The organism is Streptomyces sp. ALB3 (genome assembly GCF_044385685.1).
Lineage (GTDB): Bacteria > Actinomycetota > Actinomycetes > Streptomycetales > Streptomycetaceae > Streptomyces.
Map to the genome: position 1 here is coordinate 38,336 of NZ_JBISCE010000008.1, position 19,296 is coordinate 57,631.

The 19,296-nt window shown below is 71.0% G+C and carries 16 protein-coding genes; 11 read left to right on the forward strand and 5 right to left on the reverse strand.

Annotation, left to right across the window (positions count from 1 at the left end; all coding sequences use genetic code 11):
• Positions 1 to 79 precede the first annotated feature (79 nt).
• Entirely contained in the window at positions 80 to 922 is an 843-nt protein-coding gene (locus ACHFIV_RS07135; RefSeq protein ID WP_398964779.1) for a glutamate ABC transporter substrate-binding protein, read from the reverse strand.
• Positions 923 to 987: 65 nt separating this feature from the next.
• A complete protein-coding gene (locus tag ACHFIV_RS07140; protein ID WP_398964781.1) occupies positions 988 to 1,773 on the reverse strand; it encodes an amino acid ABC transporter ATP-binding protein in 786 nt (261 codons plus the stop codon).
• A 355-nt stretch (positions 1,774 to 2,128) separates the two neighbouring features.
• Here ACHFIV_RS07140 and ACHFIV_RS07145 point away from each other — a divergent pair, with 355 nt between their 5' ends.
• On the forward strand, positions 2,129 to 2,821 hold the full coding sequence (locus tag ACHFIV_RS07145; RefSeq protein ID WP_398964783.1) for a response regulator transcription factor: 693 nt from the start codon (positions 2,129 to 2,131) through the stop codon (positions 2,819 to 2,821).
• Positions 2,822 to 2,830: 9 nt separating this feature from the next.
• Entirely contained in the window at positions 2,831 to 4,225 is a 1,395-nt protein-coding gene (locus ACHFIV_RS07150; RefSeq protein WP_398965930.1) for a sensor histidine kinase, read from the forward strand.
• A 16-nt stretch (positions 4,226 to 4,241) separates the two neighbouring features.
• Here the strand turns inward: ACHFIV_RS07150 and ACHFIV_RS07155 are convergent, their stop codons facing one another.
• The gene (locus tag ACHFIV_RS07155) at positions 4,242 to 5,240 is read right to left on the reverse strand and encodes a TAXI family TRAP transporter solute-binding subunit (protein ID WP_398964785.1); all 999 of its coding nucleotides are present in this window, start codon (positions 5,238 to 5,240) and stop codon (positions 4,242 to 4,244) included.
• A gap of 99 nt (positions 5,241 to 5,339) precedes the next feature.
• Here ACHFIV_RS07155 and miaB point away from each other — a divergent pair, with 99 nt between their 5' ends.
• Together miaB and ACHFIV_RS07165 are read left to right on the forward strand one after the other, a co-directional pair.
• Positions 5,340 to 6,860, forward strand: a complete 1,521-nt coding sequence (gene miaB, locus ACHFIV_RS07160) for a tRNA (N6-isopentenyl adenosine(37)-C2)-methylthiotransferase MiaB (protein ID WP_398964787.1) — start codon at positions 5,340 to 5,342, stop codon at positions 6,858 to 6,860.
• Positions 6,861 to 6,874: 14 nt separating this feature from the next.
• Entirely contained in the window at positions 6,875 to 7,594 is a 720-nt protein-coding gene (locus ACHFIV_RS07165; protein WP_398964789.1) for a class III extradiol dioxygenase subunit B-like domain-containing protein, read from the forward strand.
• Between the two features lie 81 nt (positions 7,595 to 7,675).
• Here the strand turns inward: ACHFIV_RS07165 and ACHFIV_RS07170 are convergent, their stop codons facing one another.
• On the reverse strand, positions 7,676 to 7,921 hold the full coding sequence (locus tag ACHFIV_RS07170; protein WP_398964791.1) for an antitoxin: 246 nt from the start codon (positions 7,919 to 7,921) through the stop codon (positions 7,676 to 7,678).
• Between the two features lie 172 nt (positions 7,922 to 8,093).
• On the opposite strand from ACHFIV_RS07170, the gene miaA reads away from it, so the two are divergent.
• From miaA to hflX, 6 genes are all read left to right on the forward strand, one after another.
• A complete protein-coding gene (gene miaA, locus ACHFIV_RS07175; protein ID WP_398964793.1) occupies positions 8,094 to 9,032 on the forward strand; it encodes a tRNA (adenosine(37)-N6)-dimethylallyltransferase MiaA in 939 nt (312 codons plus the stop codon).
• A 107-nt stretch (positions 9,033 to 9,139) separates the two neighbouring features.
• Positions 9,140 to 9,577, forward strand: coding sequence for a hypothetical protein (locus ACHFIV_RS07180; protein ID WP_398965932.1), 438 nt, complete (start codon positions 9,140 to 9,142; stop codon positions 9,575 to 9,577).
• A 73-nt stretch (positions 9,578 to 9,650) separates the two neighbouring features.
• Complete coding sequence (dapF, locus tag ACHFIV_RS07185; protein ID WP_398964795.1) at positions 9,651 to 10,523, forward strand: diaminopimelate epimerase; 873 nt, start codon at positions 9,651 to 9,653, stop codon at positions 10,521 to 10,523.
• A gap of 140 nt (positions 10,524 to 10,663) precedes the next feature.
• Positions 10,664 to 12,808: a RelA/SpoT family protein gene (locus ACHFIV_RS07190; protein WP_398964797.1), complete on the forward strand. Its 2,145-nt coding sequence runs from the start codon at positions 10,664 to 10,666 to the stop codon at positions 12,806 to 12,808.
• A gap of 104 nt (positions 12,809 to 12,912) precedes the next feature.
• On the forward strand, positions 12,913 to 14,403 hold the full coding sequence (locus tag ACHFIV_RS07195; protein WP_398964799.1) for a M1 family metallopeptidase: 1,491 nt from the start codon (positions 12,913 to 12,915) through the stop codon (positions 14,401 to 14,403).
• A gap of 132 nt (positions 14,404 to 14,535) precedes the next feature.
• Positions 14,536 to 16,056: a GTPase HflX gene (hflX, locus tag ACHFIV_RS07200; protein ID WP_398964801.1), complete on the forward strand. Its 1,521-nt coding sequence runs from the start codon at positions 14,536 to 14,538 to the stop codon at positions 16,054 to 16,056.
• 288 nt (positions 16,057 to 16,344) lie between these two features.
• Here the strand turns inward: hflX and ACHFIV_RS07205 are convergent, their stop codons facing one another.
• Positions 16,345 to 17,553: a trypsin-like serine peptidase gene (locus ACHFIV_RS07205; protein WP_398964803.1), complete on the reverse strand. Its 1,209-nt coding sequence runs from the start codon at positions 17,551 to 17,553 to the stop codon at positions 16,345 to 16,347.
• A gap of 338 nt (positions 17,554 to 17,891) precedes the next feature.
• On the opposite strand from ACHFIV_RS07205, the gene ACHFIV_RS07210 reads away from it, so the two are divergent.
• Positions 17,892 to 19,283 carry a diaminobutyrate--2-oxoglutarate transaminase family protein gene (locus ACHFIV_RS07210; RefSeq protein ID WP_398964804.1) on the forward strand — a complete coding sequence of 464 codons (1,392 nt, stop codon included), beginning with the start codon at positions 17,892 to 17,894 and terminating at the stop codon, positions 19,281 to 19,283.
• Positions 19,284 to 19,296: the final 13 nt, after the last annotated feature.

The following is a 19,296-nucleotide window of genomic DNA, read 5'->3' on the forward strand; positions in this document are numbered from 1 at the left end:
TGTGGGGAGGGCTCGGTACGCCGCCTCGCCGGCGGCGTACCTCATCAGCCCGGCTTCGGACCGCCCGGCGATGGGAGTCCTACTTGACGATGTTGCCGATCTCCGGCGCCTTCTCGTTCTTGTAGTCGGCGGGGCCGAAGTTGGCCTCGACCGCCTTGTCCCAGGAACCGTCCGAGACCATCTTGGTCAGCGCGGCGTCGATCTTCTTCTTGAGGTCGGCGTCGCCCTTCTTGAGACCGATGCCGTAGTTCTCGTTGGTCATCTTGAAGCCGGCCAGCTTGAACTTGCCCTTGTGGGCGTCCTGCGCCGCGTACCCGGCCAGGATGGAGTCGTCCGTGGTCAGCGCGTCGACAGCCTTGTTCTCCAGGCCGGTGAGGCACTCGGAGTAACCGCCGTAGTTCTGCAGCTGAGCCTTGGGCGCCAGCTTCTCCTTGACGTTCTTCGCGGAGGTCGAGCCGGTGACGGAGCAGAGCTTCTTGTTGTTGAGGTCCTCGGGCGACTTGATGGTCTTTTCGTCGGCCCGGATGAGGACGTCCTGGTGGGCCAGCAGGTACGGGCCCGCGAAGTCGACCTTCTGCAGACGCTCGTCGTTGATGGAGTACGTCGCCGCGATGAACTTCACGTCGCCGCGCTCGATGGCCGTCTCGCGGTCGGCGCTCTTCGTCTCGACGAACTCGATGTTCTTGGCGTCGTAACCGAGCTCCTTGGCGACGTACGTGGCGACGTCGACGTCGAAGCCGGTGAACTTGCCGTCGGGCGTCTTCAGGCCGAGACCGGGCTGGTCGATCTTGATGCCGATCGTGATCTTCTTACCGCCGCCCGAGCCGGCGTCGTCGTCCTTGTCTCCGGACCCGCAGGCGGTGGCGGTGAGGGCGAGGGCGAGCACGGCGGCCGAGGCGGCGGTGACCTTACGAAGCTGCATGGTGGAATTCCCTGGGGTTGACGCGATGTGGGTGATCAGCTGGTCCTGCGGACAGCTGTCCGGGATCAGTGGTGAAGGATCTTCGAGAGGAAGTCCTTGGCCCGGTCGCTGCGCGGGTTGCTGAAGAACTGGTCGGGCGTCGCCTCTTCGACGATCTTGCCGTCCGCCATGAAGACGACCCGGTTGGCCGCCGACCTGGCGAAGCCCATCTCGTGTGTGACGACGACCATCGTCATCCCGTCCCGGGCGAGCTGCTGCATGACCTCCAGCACCTCGTTGATCATTTCCGGGTCGAGCGCGGACGTCGGCTCGTCGAACAGCATGACCTTGGGGTCCATCGCCAACGCGCGTGCGATAGCGACACGTTGCTGCTGGCCGCCGGACAGCTGCGACGGGTACTTGTCGGCCTGCGTGCCCACGCCCACCCGGTCGAGCAGCGAACGCGCCTTGTTCTCCGCGGCGGACTTGTCCATCTTCCGGACCTTGACCTGGCCCAGCATCACGTTCTCGAGCACCGTCTTGTGCGCGAAGAGATTGAACGACTGGAAGACCATGCCGACATCGGCACGCAGCCTGGCCAGCTCCTTGCCCTCCTGGGGCAGAGGCTTGCCGTCGATCGTGATCGCGCCCGAGTCGATCGTCTCCAAGCGGTTGATCGTGCGGCACAGCGTGGACTTCCCGGACCCGGAGGGCCCGATGACTACGACGACCTCGCCACGGGCGATGGTCAGATCGATGTCCTGGAGCACATGCAGCGCGCCGAAGTGCTTGTTGACGTTGCTCAGTACGACAAGGTCGTCTCCCGCAGGTGCGGCATCCTCGGCGGCCTTGGTCACTGAAACTCCGCTCATCGGCTTCTTGCTCCGTCCTCCTCGGTTAGGCAAGGACCCTAGTGACGCAGTGCTACCAGCGTCATTACATCTGAGCGGAAATTGAGCATAACGATCCGGCCGCAACCGGACACACCGTGTGAACGGGACGACACGGCGTGCTCGGGGGCGTACCGGGTGGGTAACGGAAACCCGGTGGCAACGGGCGGGGACTTGACTGGCACACCCGTCATCAGCGTGGATGCCCTGATACGCGGACGACGTGAATCGCTGCCGTACGGAGAGGTTCGCCGGCCGGAACACCGGTGGACGTCACCCACGGTTCCCGGCCATCGTGAAGGACCATGAGACAAGAGATGAGACGGAGAGGGGGGTCATGAGACTGCTGCTCGTCGAGGACGACGACCATGTCGCGGCCGCCCTGTCCGCGGTGCTCGCGCGGCACGGCTTCCAGGTCGTGCACGCCCGCAGCGGTGAGGAGGCGCTGCAGGCGCTGCTGCCGGCGGAGAAGGAACCCTTCGGGGTCGTGCTCCTCGACCTCGGGCTGCCCGACCAGGACGGCTACGAGGTGTGCGGAAAGATCCGCAAGCGCTCCGCGATCCCGGTGATCATGGTGACCGCGCGCTCCGACGTCCGCTCCCGCATCCACGGCCTCAACCTCGGTGCCGACGACTACGTCGTGAAGCCGTACGACACGGGTGAGCTCCTCGCGCGGATCCACGCCGTGGCCCGGCGCAGGACGTCCGGGGAGGACACCGGCCCGACCCCGCTCGCCGCCCTGCGGATGGGGCCGGTCCGCATCGAGCTTCCCACCCGCAGGGTCAGCGTCGACGGCCAGGAGGTCCAGCTCACCCGCAAGGAGTTCGACCTGCTCGCACTGCTCGCCCAGCGCCCCGGAGTGGTCTTCCGCCGGGAGCAGATCATCAGCGAGGTGTGGCGGACGAGCTGGGAGGGGACGGGACGCACCCTGGAGGTGCACGTCGCGTCGCTGCGCTCCAAGCTGCGGCTTCCCGCACTGATCGAGACCGTACGAGGCGTCGGTTACCGGCTCGTCCCACCGTCGGCCTGAGGACGTACGCTGCGCACCCGCCTGCTCCCCCTGCTCATCATCCTGATGGCCGCCGTGCTGCTCGCCCTCGGCTTCCCGCTCGCCGTGCGGGTGGCCGCCGCCGAACAGCAGCGGGTCGTCATCGACCGGATCGACGACACCGCGCGCTTCGGCGCGCTGGCCCAGTTCGTCAGCGAACCCGTCGGCGGCGCCGGGGAACGTCAGCGGATCCTGCAGACCGAGCTCGAGGCGTACGACTCCGTGTACGGGATCCGGGCCGGGGTCTTCTACCGGGACGACAGGGCTCTCGCCAAGGCTCCCTCCTCCTGGGCACTGCCGGCCGAGGGCGAAGGCCGGGAGGCCTTCAAGGAGGCTCTCCTCGGCCGCCGCTCCCACGACCCGCCGCAGGTCTGGCCGTGGCAGGACAACCGGATCGTCGTCGCCTCCCCGGTCGTGCGCGACGGAGACGTGGTCGCCGTCGTCGTGACCGACTCGCCCACCGGTGACATGCGTTCCCGGACACTGCGCGGCTGGCTGCTCATCGCCCTCGGGGAGGCCGCGGCCATGCTGGTGGCGGTCGGTGCCGCCTTCCGCCTCACCGGATGGGTGCTGCTGCCCGTACGGGTGCTGGACGGGGCCGCCCACGACATCGCGAGCGGCAGGATGAGGTCGCGGGTCGTCACGTCCGGCGGGCCCCCCGAGCTCCGGCGCCTGGCCCGCTCGTTCAACGAGATGGCCGACAACGTCGAGGACGTGCTGGAGCAGCAGCGCGCCTTCGTCGCCGACGCCTCGCACCAGCTGCGCAACCCGCTGGCCGCTCTGCTGCTCCGGATCGAGCTCCTGGCGCTGGAACTCCCCGAGGGCAACGAGGAGATCGCCTCGGTCCGCACGGAGGGCAAACGGCTCGCCCAGGTGCTCGACGACCTGCTCGGCCTGGCCCTGGCCGAGCACACGGCGGCGGATCTCCAGCTCACGGACATCGCCGCGCTCACCGGAGAGCGGATCGCGTCGTGGCGTCCGCTGGCCGAGGACAAGGGCGTACGGCTCACCCTCGACGGGGCGCCCGCGGTGACCGGCTGGGCCGACCCCATCGCCCTCTCCAGCGCGCTGGACGCCGTCATCGACAACGCGCTGAAGTTCACCCCCCAGGGCGAGGAGGTCCGGGTCACGGCGGGATCGGACGGTGAGGGCGCCACGGTCGTCGTCGCGGACCACGGACCCGGCCTGACCGAGCAGGAGCTGGAGCGCGTCGGCGACCGCTTCTGGCGAAGCGGGCGGCACCAGAACGTCAAGGGATCCGGTCTCGGACTCTCCATCTCGCACGCCCTGCTCGCCGCGGGCGGCGGATCGATCCGCTACGACAGGAACGAGCCCCACGGCCTGCGGGTGACGGTCACCGTGCCGCGCCACCCTCCGCACGCGTGAGCCCCGCTCCGTGCCGTCAGGGCTTGGCCGAGCGGTAGTAGCGCCTGGCGCCCTCGTGCAGCGGCAGCGGATCGGTGTAGATCGCCGTCCGCAGGTCCACGAGCTGCGCCGAGTGCACCTCGCGGCCGATCCGGTCCCGGCTGTCGATCACCGCCCGGGTGAACGCCTCGGTCATCAGCGGGTCCGTGCGGTCCGTGGTGATCAGCAGATTGGAGACCGCGACCGTCGGCAGGGCCTGACCCTGCTGAGCGTTCGGATAGGCGTCCGCCGGCATCACGGCCGAGCGGTAGTAGCGCGTGGACCCGCCGGCCGCCTGGAGCTCGGTGACCAGTGGTTCCTCCAGCGGCACCAGCCGGATCGCGAACTTCTCGGAGAGATCCTGCACCGCGCCGGTCGGCAGCCCGCCGGACCAGAAGAAGGCGTCCAGCCGGTCGTCCACCAGCCGGGCGGGCATCGTGTCGATCCCCGCCTGGACGGGAGTGATGTCCGCGGCCGGGTCGAGGCCCGCCGCCTTCATCAGCCGGTCCGCGACGAGGAGCACCCCGGACCCCGGCTGCCCCACCCCCACGCGCTTGCCCCGCAGATCGGCGACCTCGCGGATTCCGGAGTCCCTGGGCACGATCAGCTGGACGTAGTCGTCGTACAGCCGGACGCAGCCGCGCAGTCGCCCGGCGCCCGGCTTGCCGCTGTGCAGGTAGGTGGCGACGGCGTCGGCGGTGGCGATGGTGAAGTCCGCCTTCCCCGTCGCGACCCGCTCGATGTTCTGCTGGGAGCCCTCGCTGGTCCGGAGCCGTATCGACACCTTGGGCATCCCCTTGGCCAGCGCACCCTCCAGGCGTTGCCCGTAGCGCTGGTAGACCCCGCTCCGCACACCGGTGGAGAACGTGAGCGACCCGCTCGGCTCCTCCTTGCCGATGGGCAGCACCCACCACAGCAGCAGCCCGAGCACGACCACCGCGGCGGCGCCCCCCTGAAGGGTGCGGCGCCGGCCGAACCGGGACAGTGCGTGCTGCATGGCGCGATCCTGCCAGGCCGTGCCCCGTCCTGGCCAGGGCGGACCCGGGGGACGGGCTCCGGCGGCGGGAGACGCGCCGCCAGCGCCTACCCTTGTCCCATGACCAGCGGCAACCGGAGCGAAGCAGTGGACGTCCAGAAGAGCTACGAGGTACGCACCTACGGGTGCCAGATGAACGTCCACGACTCCGAACGCCTGTCGGGGCTCCTGGAGGGCGCCGGATACGTGCGCGCCCCTGAGGGCTCCGACGGCGACGCCGACGTCGTCGTCTTCAACACGTGCGCGGTGCGCGAGAACGCCGACAACAAGCTCTACGGCAACCTCGGCCGCCTCGCCCCGATGAAGACGAAGCGCCCGGGGATGCAGATCGCCGTCGGGGGCTGTCTGGCACAGAAGGACCGCGACACCATCGTGCGGCGCGCCCCCTGGGTGGACGTGGTCTTCGGCACGCACAACATCGGCAAGCTGCCGGTGCTCCTGGAGCGCGCCCGGGTCCAGGAGGAGGCGCAGGTCGAGATCGCCGAGTCCCTGGAGGCCTTCCCCTCGACGCTGCCCACCCGCCGTGAGTCCGCGTACGCCGCGTGGGTGTCGATCTCCGTGGGCTGCAACAACACCTGCACCTTCTGCATCGTCCCCGCACTGCGGGGCAAGGAGAAGGACCGCCGGACCGGTGACATCCTGGCCGAGATCGAGGCGCTCGTGGCCGAGGGAGTCAGCGAGATCACGCTGCTCGGACAGAACGTGAACGCCTACGGCTCCGACATCGGCGACCGTGAGGCCTTCTCCAAGCTCCTGAGGGCCTGCGGCACGATCGACGGTCTGGAGCGCGTCCGCTTCACCTCACCGCACCCGCGCGACTTCACCGACGACGTGATCGCGGCGATGGCCGAGACGCCGAACGTGATGCCCCAGCTCCACATGCCGATGCAGTCGGGCTCGGACACGATCCTCAAGGCCATGCGCCGCTCGTACCGCCAGGAGCGTTTCCTCGGAATCATCGAGAAGGTGCGCGCCGCCATGCCGGACGCCGCCATCTCCACCGACATCATCGTCGGCTTCCCCGGTGAGACCGAGGAGGACTTCGAGCAGACCCTGCACGCCGTGCGTGAGGCCCGCTTCGCGAACGCCTTCACCTTCCAGTACTCCAAGCGTCCCGGGACCCCCGCGGCCGACATGGAGGGACAGGTCCCCAAGCACGTCGTCCAGGAGCGCTACATGCGTCTGTCCGCCCTCCAGGAGGAGATCTCCTGGGAGGAGAACAAGAAGCAGGTCGGCCGCACCCTGGAGGTCATGGTCGCGGAGGGTGAGGGCCGCAAGGACGGGGCCACGCACCGGCTCTCCGGCCGTGCCCCCGACAACCGCCTGGTTCACTTCACCAAGCCCTCCGAGGACGTACGGCCCGGGGACGTGGTGACGGTGGACATCACCTACGCGGCCCCGCACCACCTGCTCGCCGAAGGAGCGCCCCTGGGCGTCCGGCGCACCCGTTCCGGTGATGCCTGGGAGAAGCGCAACGCGGCTCCCGCCGAGCGGCCCGCCGGGGTCATGCTCGGCCTGCCCGGCATCGGCGCCCCCGCCCCGCTGCCCGTGGCCGCCACCCCGGGGTGCGGCCTCGACTGAGTACGCTGACCGGCATGCTTGTCGCCGCCGCCGTATGCCCCTGCCCGCCGCTCCTGGTCCCCGAGGTGGCCGCGGGAGCCGGGCCCGAGCTCGACACCGCGAGGAAGGCGTGTCTCGACGCGCTCGACGTCCTCGCCGCCGCGGAGCCGGATCTGCTGATCGTGACCGGGCCCGCCGGGCCGGACGGCCACGGACCCTTCCCCCCGGGTTCGGCCGGCTCCATGGCCGGATTCGGCGTCGGTCTGACCGTGCGGCTGGGGGAGGTGCCCGCCGGATCCGTGGCACCGCGACGCCCGCTCCCGGCCTCCCTCACCGTCGGCGCCTGGCTGCTGGGACGTGCCCGCTGGGACGGCGCCCCGGTCGAAGGCCTGGGTGTGGGGGAACAGCTCCCGACCGACCGCTGCCTGCGGGCCGGCGCGGATCTGGCTGCCAGGGCGGAACGGGTCGCCCTGCTGGTCATGGGGGACGGCAGTGCCTGCCGCACGGTCAAGGCCCCCGGCTACCTGGACGAGCGTGCGGCGGACTTCGACGCGGCGGTGGCCCGCGCGCTGGACCTTGCGGACGTGGCCGCGCTGAGCGCCCTGGACGAGTCGCTCGCGTACGACCTGAAGGCCGGGGGCCGGGCGCCCTGGCAGGTGCTCGCGGGCGCCGCCCAGGACGCCGGCCTCGGCGGCCGGCTGTTGTACGAGGACGCCCCGTACGGCGTGGGCTACGCCGTCGCGGCGTGGTCCTGAGCCGCCCCGGCCTCGCACCGGCACGGATGAGGGCCGTGGGGCGACCTCGCTCCACGGCCCTCGGTTCCGCCGATCCCCGGGTCAGGGTGCGGGCGGTGGCGGCGGTGTACCGCCCTCGTTCTTGTTGCCCAGGCGGTCGACCGCGTCCTTTGCCTTCTGCGTACCGGACACGATCTTGTCGCTGTACTTGCCCTTGGTCCTTTGGTCGACCGTGCGGGCCGCCCTGTCGAGGCCCTGGTCGATCTTGCCCCCGTGCTGCTGCGCGAGGTCGCCGACCTTCTCCTTGGCCGGGGCCAGCTTGGCCTTCAGGTTGTCCAGGAAACCCATGGGTCACCTTCCGTGCTGGGGGACTGTGGTCACATTTTACCCGTCCAGGGGCAAACCCGCGTGACTCACCGTGCCCGTCCGGGACGGATGAGTGGGCGCCCGCGCAGGCGGCGGCGGACGGGATCAGCGCCTCCCGGTCGGGACGGGTCCGGATGTTTGGGACACTGTCCCGGTGAGATCACCAGCTCCCACCCCCCGAGTCATCACCGTCGTCGGTCCCACGGCGGCCGGCAAGTCCGATCTGGGAGTGTTCCTCGCCCAGCAGCTCGGTGGTGAGGTGGTCAACGCCGACTCCATGCAGCTCTACCGGGGCATGGACATCGGCACCGCCAAGCTGACGCCCGCCGAGCGCGCCGGTGTCCCGCACCACCTGCTGGACATCTGGGACGTGACCGAGGCGGCGAGCGTCGCGGAGTACCAGCGGCTCGCCCGCGCCGAGATCGACCGGCTGCTCGCCGAAGGGCGCACTCCCGTCCTGGTGGGGGGCTCGGGGCTCTACGTGAAGGGCGCGATCGACGCCCTGGAGTTCCCGGGGACGGACCCGGACGTGCGCGCCGGACTCGAACAGGAACTGGCCCAGCACGGCTCCGCCTCCCTGCACGCCAGGCTCGCGGACGCGGACCCCGAGGCCGCCCGCGCCATCCTGGCCAGCAACGGCCGCCGTATCGTCCGCGCCCTGGAGGTCATCGAGATCACCGGCAAGCCCTTCACGGCCAACCTCCCGGGCGACGAAGCCGTCTACGACGCCCTCCAGATCGGTGTGGACGTCGAGCGCCCCGAACTCGACGAACGGATCCGTACCCGAGTGGACCGGATGTGGGACGCCGGGCTCGTGGACGAGGTGCGCGACCTGGAGGCCCGAGGGCTGCGCGAGGGCCTCACCGCGTCACGGGCGCTCGGCTACCAGCAGGTGCTCGCGGCGCTCGCGGGGGAGTGCACCGAGGAACAGGCGCGCGCGGAGACCGTGCGCGCCACCAAACGCTTCGCGCGTCGCCAGGACTCGTGGTTCAGGCGCGACCCGCGCGTCCGGTGGCTGAGCGGTGCCGAGGAACACCGGGAAGAACTCCCGCACCGGGCGCTGGCGTTGGTCGAACGAGCGGTTACAGCCTGATCACGTGATGGCATCGGGACGCTCCGCCCGTCATTTCGGCAGCCGGGGCCGTGCCATCATCGAGCATCGATCGACCAGTGGAGTCCGAGTTGGGAGGGCGCGTGGCGATGGAGGCCGGCCCTCGCGACACAGACCGAGAAGCACCGGACGCGCGGCACGAGGCCGGGCGTCTGAGCCCTGACGGGCCCGACGAGCACGACGTGACCCCCGAGGTCGAGGTCGAGCTCCGTCCCGCCCGCCGTATGCGCATCTGGCAGCTCGCGCCGATCGTGGCGCTGGCCGCGGTCGGCTCCCTGATGTTCGCCTTCCCGCTCGCCTTCGAGTTCGGCGGCGGCGGTGCCGTCGTGGCGATGCTGGGACTGCTGATCAGCTGCTGCGCCGCGGGCTGGGGCATGATGGCCGCGCGCCGCGTCGGGCACACCTGGCCCGGTCTGCCGGCCAGGGGATCGAAGGAGAGCCCCGACTGGCGGGTGATCACGCTCTACGTCGCCGTCTGCGCCGTACTGGTGGCCCTGGCCGTCTGGCGCGTGGCACGGCTCCGCTGACCGTCCCGCTCCCTGCCGTCAGCGAGTGGGCCCGGCTCCGCCGTCCACGGGCGGAGCCTCGTACAGTTGCTTCGTGAGCACTTCGCAGATCCCCTTCCTCAAGGGCCACGGCACCGAGAACGACTTCGTGATCGTTCCCGACCCTGACAACGCACTCGACCTGCCGGTCTCCGTCGTCGCCCGGCTCTGCGACCGCCGGGCGGGCATCGGTGGCGACGGGCTGCTGCACGTCGTGCGGTCCGCGGCGCATCCCGAGGCGCGCGGCATGGCCGAGCAGGCCGAGTGGTTCATGGACTACCGCAACGCGGACGGTTCGGTCGCCGAGATGTGCGGCAACGGGGTACGGGTCTTCGCTCGCTTCCTGCAGCGCGCCGGGTTCGTCACGGAAGGCGACCTGTCCGTCGCGACCCGGGGCGGGGTCAAGCTCGTGCACATCGCCAAGGACGGCGACGTCACCGTCTCCATGGGGCGGGCCGTACTGCCGGACGACGGTGTCACGGTCACCGTGGACGGCCGCAGCTGGGAGGCCCGCAACGTGAACATGGGCAACCCGCACGCCGTCGCGTTCGTCGAGGACCTGGCCCACGCCGGAGAGCTCCGCTCCGTACCGCCGTTCGGCCCGCAGTCCGTCTACCCCGACGGGGTCAACATCGAGTTCGTCGCCGACCGCGGGCCCCGGCACGTCGCGATGCGCGTCCACGAGCGCGGTTCGGGCGAGACCCGCTCCTGCGGCACCGGTGCCTGCGCGGTGGCGGTCGCCGCCGCCCGCAGGGACGGTGTGGACCCGGCGCGGACCGGCGCCCCCGCCACGTACACGGTGGACCTGCCCGGCGGCACCCTGGTGATCACCGAGTATCCGGACGGCGGGATCGACATGACAGGACCCGCCGTGATCGTCGCGGAGGGCTTCATCGACCGCGACTGGCTCGAAACGGTGATCGGTTAGAGCTTCGCTCGAATGGGTGATCCGTTTCACGCTGAGCGAGAGCTGGACTGCGCCACGTGGTGGGGTCGATAGCATCAAGCACCGGCCCGGGGGTGTATCCGCACCTCTCCACCGCCGGTCGACGTTGCCGGAGGTGCCCCATGAGCGCAGAGGCCACCAATCCAGGTGCTCCCCTTCGCAAGCGCGGTCGTCCACGGATCGACCTGCGCAGACTGGGCCGTGTCGCCCTGCTCGGGCCGGTCTCCCGTGACCGGCTGCCCGACGCCATCGGGCATGTCGCGGAGGCCCACCGCGCGCACTACCCGGACGCCGACCTCGGCATTCTGCGCGAGGCCTACGTCCTGGCCGAGTCCTCCCACCGCGGCCAGATGCGCAAGAGCGGCGAGCCGTACATCACCCATCCGCTGGCCGTCACCCTGATCCTCGCCGAACTGGGCGCTGAGACGACGACCCTGACGGCCTCGCTCCTCCACGACACCGTCGAGGACACCGACGTGACCCTCGACCAGGTGAGGGAGGAGTTCGGCGACGAGGTCTGCTACCTGGTCGACGGCGTGACCAAGCTGGAGAAGGTCGACTACGGAGCCGCGGCCGAGCCCGAGACGTTCCGCAAGATGCTCGTCGCCACGGGGAACGACGTCCGGGTCATGTCGATCAAACTGGCCGACCGGCTGCACAACATGCGGACCCTCGGTGTCATGCGGCCCGAGAAGCAGGCCAGGATCGCCAAGGTCACGCGGGACGTACTCATCCCGCTCGCCGAACGCCTCGGCGTACAGGCCCTCAAGACGGAGCTCGAGGACCTCGTCTTCGCGATCCTGCATCCCGAGGAGTACGCGAGCACCCAGGCCCTGATCTCCGCCTGGGGCGGCGCGCAGGACCCGCTCACGGAGATCGCCGACAGCGTCAGGGTCACTCTGCGGGAAGCCGGCATCAGCGCCGAAGTGCTCATCAGGCCACGGCACTTCGTGTCCGTGCACCGGGTGAGGATCAAACGCGGCGAGATGCGGGGCACCGACTTCGGACGGCTGCTGGTGCTGGTCGGGGAGGACGCCGACTGCTATGCGGTCCTGGGCGAACTGCACACCTGCTTCACGCCGGTGATCTCCGAGTTCAAGGACTTCATCGCGGCCCCCAAGTTCAACCTCTACCAGTCGCTGCACACGGCGGTCGTCGGCCCGGAGGGCGCGGTCGCCGAAGTCCTCATCCGCACGCACAAGATGCACAAGGTCGCCGAAGCGGGCGTCGTCGCGCTCGGCAACCCCTACACCCAGGACGGCCCCACCGCGGCGCAGCAGGCCGAACCCGCCGACGAGCGCGCCGACCCGACCAGGCCCGGCTGGCTCTCCCGCCTGCTGGACTGGCAGGAGGCAGCGACCGACTCGGACACGTTCTGGGCCACGCTGCGCGCCGACCTCGCACAGGACCGGGAGATCACGGTGTTCCGCACCGACGGCGGGACACTCGGGCTGCCGGCGGGTGCCAGTTGCGTCGACGCCGCCTACGCGCAGTACGGCGACGACGCCCACGGCTGTATCGGGGCCCGTGTCAACGGCCGGCTGGCCACGCTCAGCACCGTACTGAACGACGGTGACACCGTGCAGTTGCTGCTCGCCCAGGACGCCTCGTCGGGGCCCTCCCCGGAGTGGCTCGACCACGCGCGTACCCCCACCGCCCGGATCGCGATCACAGCCTGGCTCGAGGCCCATCCGGACGCCGCGCAGGGACCGCACAGAGGCGGGCCCGAGGCGCCGAGGCCGCAGCTCCAGCCCGCCGAGGACGCCTCCGCCGGCCGGGGGAGGGCGGCGGACCGGACCCCGAGCGTGGTCGTCGACACGCCGGGGGCCCCGGTCAGGCTGGCCGGCTGCTGCACCCCGGTCCCTCCCGACGCCATCCTCGGTTTCACGGTGCGTGGCGGAGCCGTCACCGTGCACCGCGAGGAGTGCCCGGCGGTGACCCGCATGCGGGCGGCCGGCCGGGCGGCCGTCGGGGCACGCTGGAGCGACCCGGGCGACTGGAACGGCACGGCCGACTACCGGGTCACCCTCGTCGCCGAGTCGTTCGGACGCCCCCGGCTCCTCGCCGACCTCACGGAGGCCATCGCGACCGCGGACGCGGCCGTCGTCTCGGCGACCGTCGAGCCGCCCAGCGAACAGCGTGTCCGGCACACCTACACGTTGCAGCTGCCGGACGCGGCGGGACTGCCGGGTCTGATGCGGGCGATGCGCGACGTACCCGGCGTCTACGACGTGAGCCGCGCCCAGCAGCCGGCCGCCACCGGCTGACCGCGCCTCCGCCGGGCTTCTCCTGCCGCTCCACGCAGACCCCGTTCGGGTGGTGCGGCGCGCGGCACCTCCGTGCGGACGGTGCGCGCTGGTAGCGGTAGTCCATGCCGCTCACCTCCCGCCGACTGCGTGCCGCCCTGCTGGCCACCGCGTCGGTCACCCTCGTCGCCGCCACCCTGCCCGCACCGGAACCGCTCGGCATCGGCGACCGCCTGTTCCCCCACCTCGGCAACCCGGGCTACGACGTCCTCGCGTACGACATCTCGCTCACCTACAAGGGCGGCAACACCGAGCCGCTGGACGCCGTCACCACGATCGACGCACGGACCACCGGCCCCCTGGAAAGGATCAACCTCGACTTCGCCCGGGGCACCGTCCGGTCCGTCGAGGTCAACGGGACCGGCTCGGAGTTCGCCGCGGCGGGCGAGGACCTCGTCGTCGACGCCCCCTCTCCGCTCCCGGCCGGGGCGCCCGTGCGGATCACCGTCCGGCACACCAGCGATCCCTCGGGTGACCAGGCCAACGGCGGATGGGTCCGGACCGCCGACGGTCTGGCGATGGCCAACCAGGCGGACGCCGCACACCGGGTGTTCCCCGGCAACGACCACCCAGCCGACAAGGCGTACTTCACCTTCCGGGTCACCGCGCCGAGGGCACTCACCGTCGTGGCGGGCGGCCTCCCCGCAGGGAAGCGTGACCACGCCGGCGCCACCACGTGGACCTACCGCACCGAGCACCCGATGGCCACGGAACTGGCCCAGGTGTCCATCGGCCGCTCCGCCGTCCTGCACCGCACCGGCCCGCACGGGCTGCCGGTACGCGACGTGGTGCCCGCGGCCGACCGCGACGAGCTGGAGCCCTGGCTGGAGAAGACCCCGTCGCAGCTGGCCTGGATGGAGGAACAGGTCGGCCCGTACCCGTTCGAGACGTACGGGCTCCTCGTCGCGGACACCGAGACGGGCTTCGAGCTGGAGACCCAGACGCTCTCGCTCTTCGAACGCTCCCTCTTCACCGGGACCGGATACCCGGAGTGGTACGTCGACTCGGTCATGGTGCACGAGCTCGCCCACCAGTGGTTCGGCAACAGCGTCTCGCCCCGGTCCTGGTCCGATCTCTGGCTCAACGAGGGACACGCGACCTGGTACGAGGCCCGCTACGCCGAGGAGCACGCACAGAAGTCACTGGAACGCCGGATGCGTGAGGCCTACGCCCGCTCCGACACCTGGCGCGCCGCGGGCGGCCCACCCGCCCACCCCGACGTCCCCACCCCCGACCACAAGATCAGCCTGTTCAGGCCGGTCGTGTACGACGGGAGCGCACTCATCCTGTACGCCCTGCGCGAGGAGATCGGTGAGGCGGCGTTCGACCGTCTGGAGCGGACCTGGGTGCGGGTCCACCGGAACCGCTCGGCGACCACGGAGCAGTTCACGGCCCTGGCCTCGGGCATCGCGGGACGTGACCTGACGGCGTTCTTCGACGGGTGGCTGTACGGGAAGAAGACACCGCCGATGCCCGGGCACCCCGACTGGCGCACCGAGGCGCCCCGGAACGCCGCATCCGCGCAGAGCCCCACGCGGGCACCGAAACCCGAGTGACGAGCCGAGCGGGGACATGCCACTATCGACGCGTCGGCACGGCAGCCGGCCGGTGTGTCCCCTTCGGGGAATCTTCCGGCGGGATCACGCGTTGTGACTGACGTAACGGACTTCTATCGACGTAAGGATCCAATGACCTCCTCTTCTTCCCTTCCCCAGGACGCGCAGGACGCGCAGAGCGCCACGGAAGCCGACTCCGAGAGCCTCACCGAGAGCCTTCGGGCCGACGCCCTGATGGAAGAGGACGTCGCCTGGAGCCATGAGATCGACGGAGAGCGCGACGGCGACCAGCTCGACCGCTCCGACCGTGCGGCACTGCGCCGCGTGGCCGGACTCTCCACGGAGCTCGAGGACGTCACCGAGGTCGAGTACCGGCAGCTGCGTCTGGAGCGCGTGGTACTCGTCGGCGTCTGGACATCGGGGACCGTCCACGACGCGGAGATCTCGCTCGCGGAGCTCGCCGCACTCGCCGAGACGGCGGGCGCGCAGGTTCTCGACGCCGTGTTCCAGCGGCGCGACAAGCCCGACCCGGCCACCTACATCGGTTCGGGCAAGGCGCTGGAGCTGCGCGACATCGTTCTCGAGTCGGGGGCGGACACCGTCGTGTGCGACGGAGAACTCAGCCCCGGCCAGCTCATCCACCTGGAAGACGTCGTCAAGGTCAAGGTGGTCGACAGGACCGCCCTGATCCTCGACATCTTCGCCCAGCACGCCAAGTCCCGTGAGGGCAAGGCGCAGGTCTCGCTGGCGCAGATGCAGTACATGCTGCCGCGCCTGCGCGGCTGGGGCCAGTCGCTCTCCCGGCAGATGGGCGGTGGCGGTTCCAGCGGCGGTGGCGGCATGGCCACCCGTGGTCCCGGTGAGACCAAGATCGAGACGGACCGGCGACGGATCCGCGAGAAGATGGCGAAGATGCGCCGAGAGATCGCGGAGATGAAGACCGGCCGCGAGATCAAGCGCCAGGAACGCCGGCGCAACCAGGTCCCCTCGGTGGCCATCGCCGGATACACGAACGCGGGGAAGTCCTCGCTGCTCAACCGGCTCACGGGCGCGGGTGTCCTGGTGGAGAACGCCCTGTTCGCGACCCTCGACCCGACCGTGCGCCGGGCCGAGACCCCGAGCGGCCGGACGTACACCCTGGCCGACACCGTCGGCTTCGTGCGGCACCTTCCCCACCACCTGGTCGAGGCGTTCCGCTCCACGATGGAGGAGGTCGGCGACTCCGACCTGATCCTGCATGTCGTGGACGGCTCCCACCCGGTGCCGGAGGAGCAGCTCGCCGCCGTACGCCAGGTGATCCGGGAGGTCGGCGCGGTCGACGTGCCCGAGATCGTCGTGATCAACAAGGCGGACGCGGCCGACCCGCTGGTCCTGCAGCGTCTGCTGCGGACCGAGAAGCACGCGATCGCGGTGTCGGCGCGGACCGGCGCGGGCATCGACGAGCTGCTCGCGCTCATCGACGCCGAGCTGCCGCGCCCGTCGGTGGAGGTCGAGGTGCTCGTGCCCTACACCCAGGGCGGGATCGTCTCGCGGGTACACGCCGAGGGCGAGGTGATCTCCGAGGAGCACACGCCGGAGGGCACGCTGCTCAAGGCGCGGGTCCACGAGCGGCTCGGAGCCGAACTGGCCGCCTTCGCGCCGGTGACACACTGACGCGTTGACCGGCACGCGTCGACCGCGTGCCGAACCTCGCGACGCCGGCACGCGCGAGTCGCGCGCCGGCGTCGCGCATGAGGCCGGGCTCCCCGCACGCGGGGAGCCCGGCCTCATGCGCGTGCTGCCTGGCCCGGCGAAGTTCCCACGCGTCCCCGTGGAGACGCCCGCACGCCGTGGGCACGCCCGGCAGCGGTGTGGCGGCGGGGCCGCCCGGCGAGCTCCGGAGGCCTTACGCCACCGCGTTCCCCGGCCGGCCCGTGCTCTGCCGGGGAACGCGCCCCGGGGTCACCGTCCCGCGTACTTCTTGCTGACGGCCTCGTAGATGCCCTTCGCCTCCGCACCCAGACGGGGACCGGCCAGCCAGCCAGCCGTCACCGGCCCGATCGAGGTGTTGGAGACCAGCGCGGGCTTGCCGTCCTGACCGTCCGCGACCCAGCCGCCACCGGAGGACCCGCCGGTCATCGTGCATCCGATGCGGTACATCGTGGGCTGCTGTTCGAAGACGGCGAGCCGGCCCGGCTCGTCGGTGCACCGGAGCGCCTTCTGGCCGTCGAACGGCGGGGCCGCCGGATAGCCGGTCGCAGTCATGCTCTCGATCTCCGGGACGGCGGGGGCGTCGAATTCGACCGGCAGTGCCGAACCGACGGTCTCCTCGAGGGACTTGCCCGTCGAGCCCTTCTCCGGAGCGACCTGCAGCACCGCGAAGTCGTACGGGGCGCCCTGGCCACCGGTCGAGGCGCCCTGGTCGATCCACTGCTCCGAGGTCTGCGCCCACTGACCCCACCACACGCCGTACGGAGCCACCTCCTCGATGGACGCGTTCTCCAGCTCGGCCGTCGACATACCGCTGTCGTTGTAGGAGGGCACGAAGGCGATGTTGCGGTACCAGCCGCCGTTCTTACCCGCGTGCACGCAATGCCCGGCGGTCCACACCATGTTGGACTTGCCGGGGTGGGCCGGGTCCTTCACCACGGTCGCCGAGCAGACCATCGAACCGTCCGGGCCGTCGAAGAGGAGCTTTCCGGACTCCGGCGCGCTGTCGTGGTACGGCGTCTGCACGTTCGCCGCCTCGACCGGCGCGGGGGTCGGATCCGTCACTCCCTCGTCGCCGGAGATGTCGTTGTCGACGGGGTTCTCCGGGGGCTTGTCCGCCTCCCGCATGCGGTCCGGGTCCCAGAGGTCCTCGATGATCGGGTTGACGTAGTCCTTGGCCTCACGCAGCCACTTGTCCTTGTCCCAGTTCTTCCACTCGCCGCCCCTCCACTGGTCGAGGTCGATCCCGTGCTCCTTGAGCCGGTCCTTGAGGTCGTCCGGGATCGTGACCTTTCCGTCGGACGACCCGGTGGAACTGCTCGGCTCGCTGATCGCGCCGTCCTCCTCCGGTCCGCAGGCGGTGGCGGTGAGCGTCAGGACAGCGGCGAGGGCGGCTGCGGCGAACACCCGAGGGGTGCGCCGGCCGCTCCCCCCGCGGTGTGCGGTATCGATCGGGCGCATGGGTCGCATCTGGTGATCCCCCTGGGACTTCGTCACTGACTTCGGTACCGCACTGCGGACTCGGGGTGCGCGGCCCGGTCCTGCGGGGCCGTGCACACCCCGCGGAGCGGCGGCTCCGTCCCGAGTGCGGCCCCTACTATGCCGGTGCCGATGGGGACGGCGTGCGGCAGGGCCACGGTTCCGCCCGCACGAGGATCTTCCGATTTACCCGTGATCCCCCGCGCCCCGCGTCGTTGGTACGTACGGGGGAGCCCCGGACCGCGTTCATCGGCGCAGTCATCTTCGGAGAGCCGCACCGATGCGCGACGCAACTGTGACAGCAGGAGGACCGAAGAGCCGTGGCCGTGACCGAACCAGCTCCGGTGGCGCCTCCGTCCGCGCACGAGGGGATCCTGCGGCGGCAGGCGCTCCGCGAATCCGCGGCCCGCACCTACGCGCGCTCCCTGCCGATCGTGCCGGTGCGCGCACGGGGTATGACCATCGAGGGTGCCGACGGCCGCCGCTATCTCGACTGCCTGTCAGGGGCGGGCACACTAGCCCTCGGCCACAACCACCCCGTGGTGCTCGAGGCCATCAGGAAAGTGATCGACTCCGGTGCACCGTTGCATGTGCTCGATCTCGCCACCCCGGTCAAGGACGCCTTCACGACCGAGCTGTTCGCGACCCTGCCCCGGGAACTGGCCGACAACGCCCGGATCCAGTTCTGCGGTCCGGCGGGCACGGACGCCGTCGAGGCGGCGTTCAAGCTGGTCCGGGCAGCGAGCGGACGCAGCGGACTCCTCGCCTTCACCGGCGCGTACCACGGGATGACCGCGGGCGCGCTGGCCGCCTCGGGCGGAGCCCCGGACGTACGGGTGACGAGGCTTCCCTTCCCGCAGGACTACCGCTGCCCCTTCGGAGCCGGCGGGGAGCGGGGAGCGGACATCGCCGCCCACTGGACGCAGTACCTCCTGGACGATCCGAAGGGCGGTGTGGCCGCACCGGCAGCCATGATCGTGGAACCCGTCCAGGGCGAGGGCGGGGTGAACCCCGCCCCGGACGGCTGGATGCGCCGGATGCGGCAGATCACCCGGGAGCGCTCCATCGCCCTGATCGCGGACGAGGTGCAGACCGGAGTCGGCAGGACCGGCACCTTCTGGGCGGTCGAGCACAGCGGTATCGTGCCCGACGTGATGGTGCTCTCGAAAGCCATCGGCGGCTCGCTGCCGCTCGCGGTGATCGTCTACCACGCCGAACTCGACCTCTGGCAGCCGGGCGCCCACGCCGGCACCTTCCGGGGCAACCAGCTCGCGATGGCGGCAGGCGCCGCCACCCTCGCGTACGTACGGGAGAACCGGCTCGCCGAACGCGCGGGGACGCTGGGCGCGCGCATGACCGCCGCACTCCAGGCGCTCAGCGCGCACCATCCGAGCATCGGTGACGTCCGGGGCCGCGGCCTGATGATCGGCATCGAGCTCGTCGACCCCGAGGCCGCGCCGCTGACCGTCACCGCCGGCCACGGCTCCGCACCGCCGCCGGATCCGGCACTCGCCGCAGCGGTGCAGCAGGAGTGCCTGCGCCGCGGCCTCATCGTCGAACTCGGCGGACGCCACGACGCCGTGGTCCGACTGCTCCCTCCCCTCACCCTCACCGACGAACAGGCGACGGCGGTCGTCGACCGCCTCGCCGACGCGCTGGGAGCGGCCGAGCGCTCTCCGTACCGCCGGGCCGTTGCCGGGCCGACCCGCTGACCCCGGACCCCTC

Coding starts and splice junctions, on each gene's coding strand:
- miaB (WP_398964787.1), top strand. CDS start 5,340: ATGACCAGCGGCAACCGGAGCGAAGCAGTGGACGTCCAGAAGAGCTAC.
- ACHFIV_RS07205 (WP_398964803.1), bottom strand. CDS start 17,553: ATGCGCCCGATCGATACCGCACACCGCGGGGGGAGCGGCCGGCGCACC.
- ACHFIV_RS07155 (WP_398964785.1), bottom strand. CDS start 5,240: ATGCAGCACGCACTGTCCCGGTTCGGCCGGCGCCGCACCCTTCAGGGG.
- ACHFIV_RS07180 (WP_398965932.1), top strand. CDS start 9,140: ATGGAGGCCGGCCCTCGCGACACAGACCGAGAAGCACCGGACGCGCGG.
- ACHFIV_RS07135 (WP_398964779.1), bottom strand. CDS start 922: ATGCAGCTTCGTAAGGTCACCGCCGCCTCGGCCGCCGTGCTCGCCCTC.
- ACHFIV_RS07165 (WP_398964789.1), top strand. CDS start 6,875: ATGCTTGTCGCCGCCGCCGTATGCCCCTGCCCGCCGCTCCTGGTCCCC.
- ACHFIV_RS07170 (WP_398964791.1), bottom strand. CDS start 7,921: ATGGGTTTCCTGGACAACCTGAAGGCCAAGCTGGCCCCGGCCAAGGAG.
- ACHFIV_RS07195 (WP_398964799.1), top strand. CDS start 12,913: ATGCCGCTCACCTCCCGCCGACTGCGTGCCGCCCTGCTGGCCACCGCG.
- ACHFIV_RS07190 (WP_398964797.1), top strand. CDS start 10,664: ATGAGCGCAGAGGCCACCAATCCAGGTGCTCCCCTTCGCAAGCGCGGT.
- ACHFIV_RS07140 (WP_398964781.1), bottom strand. CDS start 1,773: ATGAGCGGAGTTTCAGTGACCAAGGCCGCCGAGGATGCCGCACCTGCG.
- hflX (WP_398964801.1), top strand. CDS start 14,536: ATGACCTCCTCTTCTTCCCTTCCCCAGGACGCGCAGGACGCGCAGAGC.
- ACHFIV_RS07145 (WP_398964783.1), top strand. CDS start 2,129: ATGAGACTGCTGCTCGTCGAGGACGACGACCATGTCGCGGCCGCCCTG.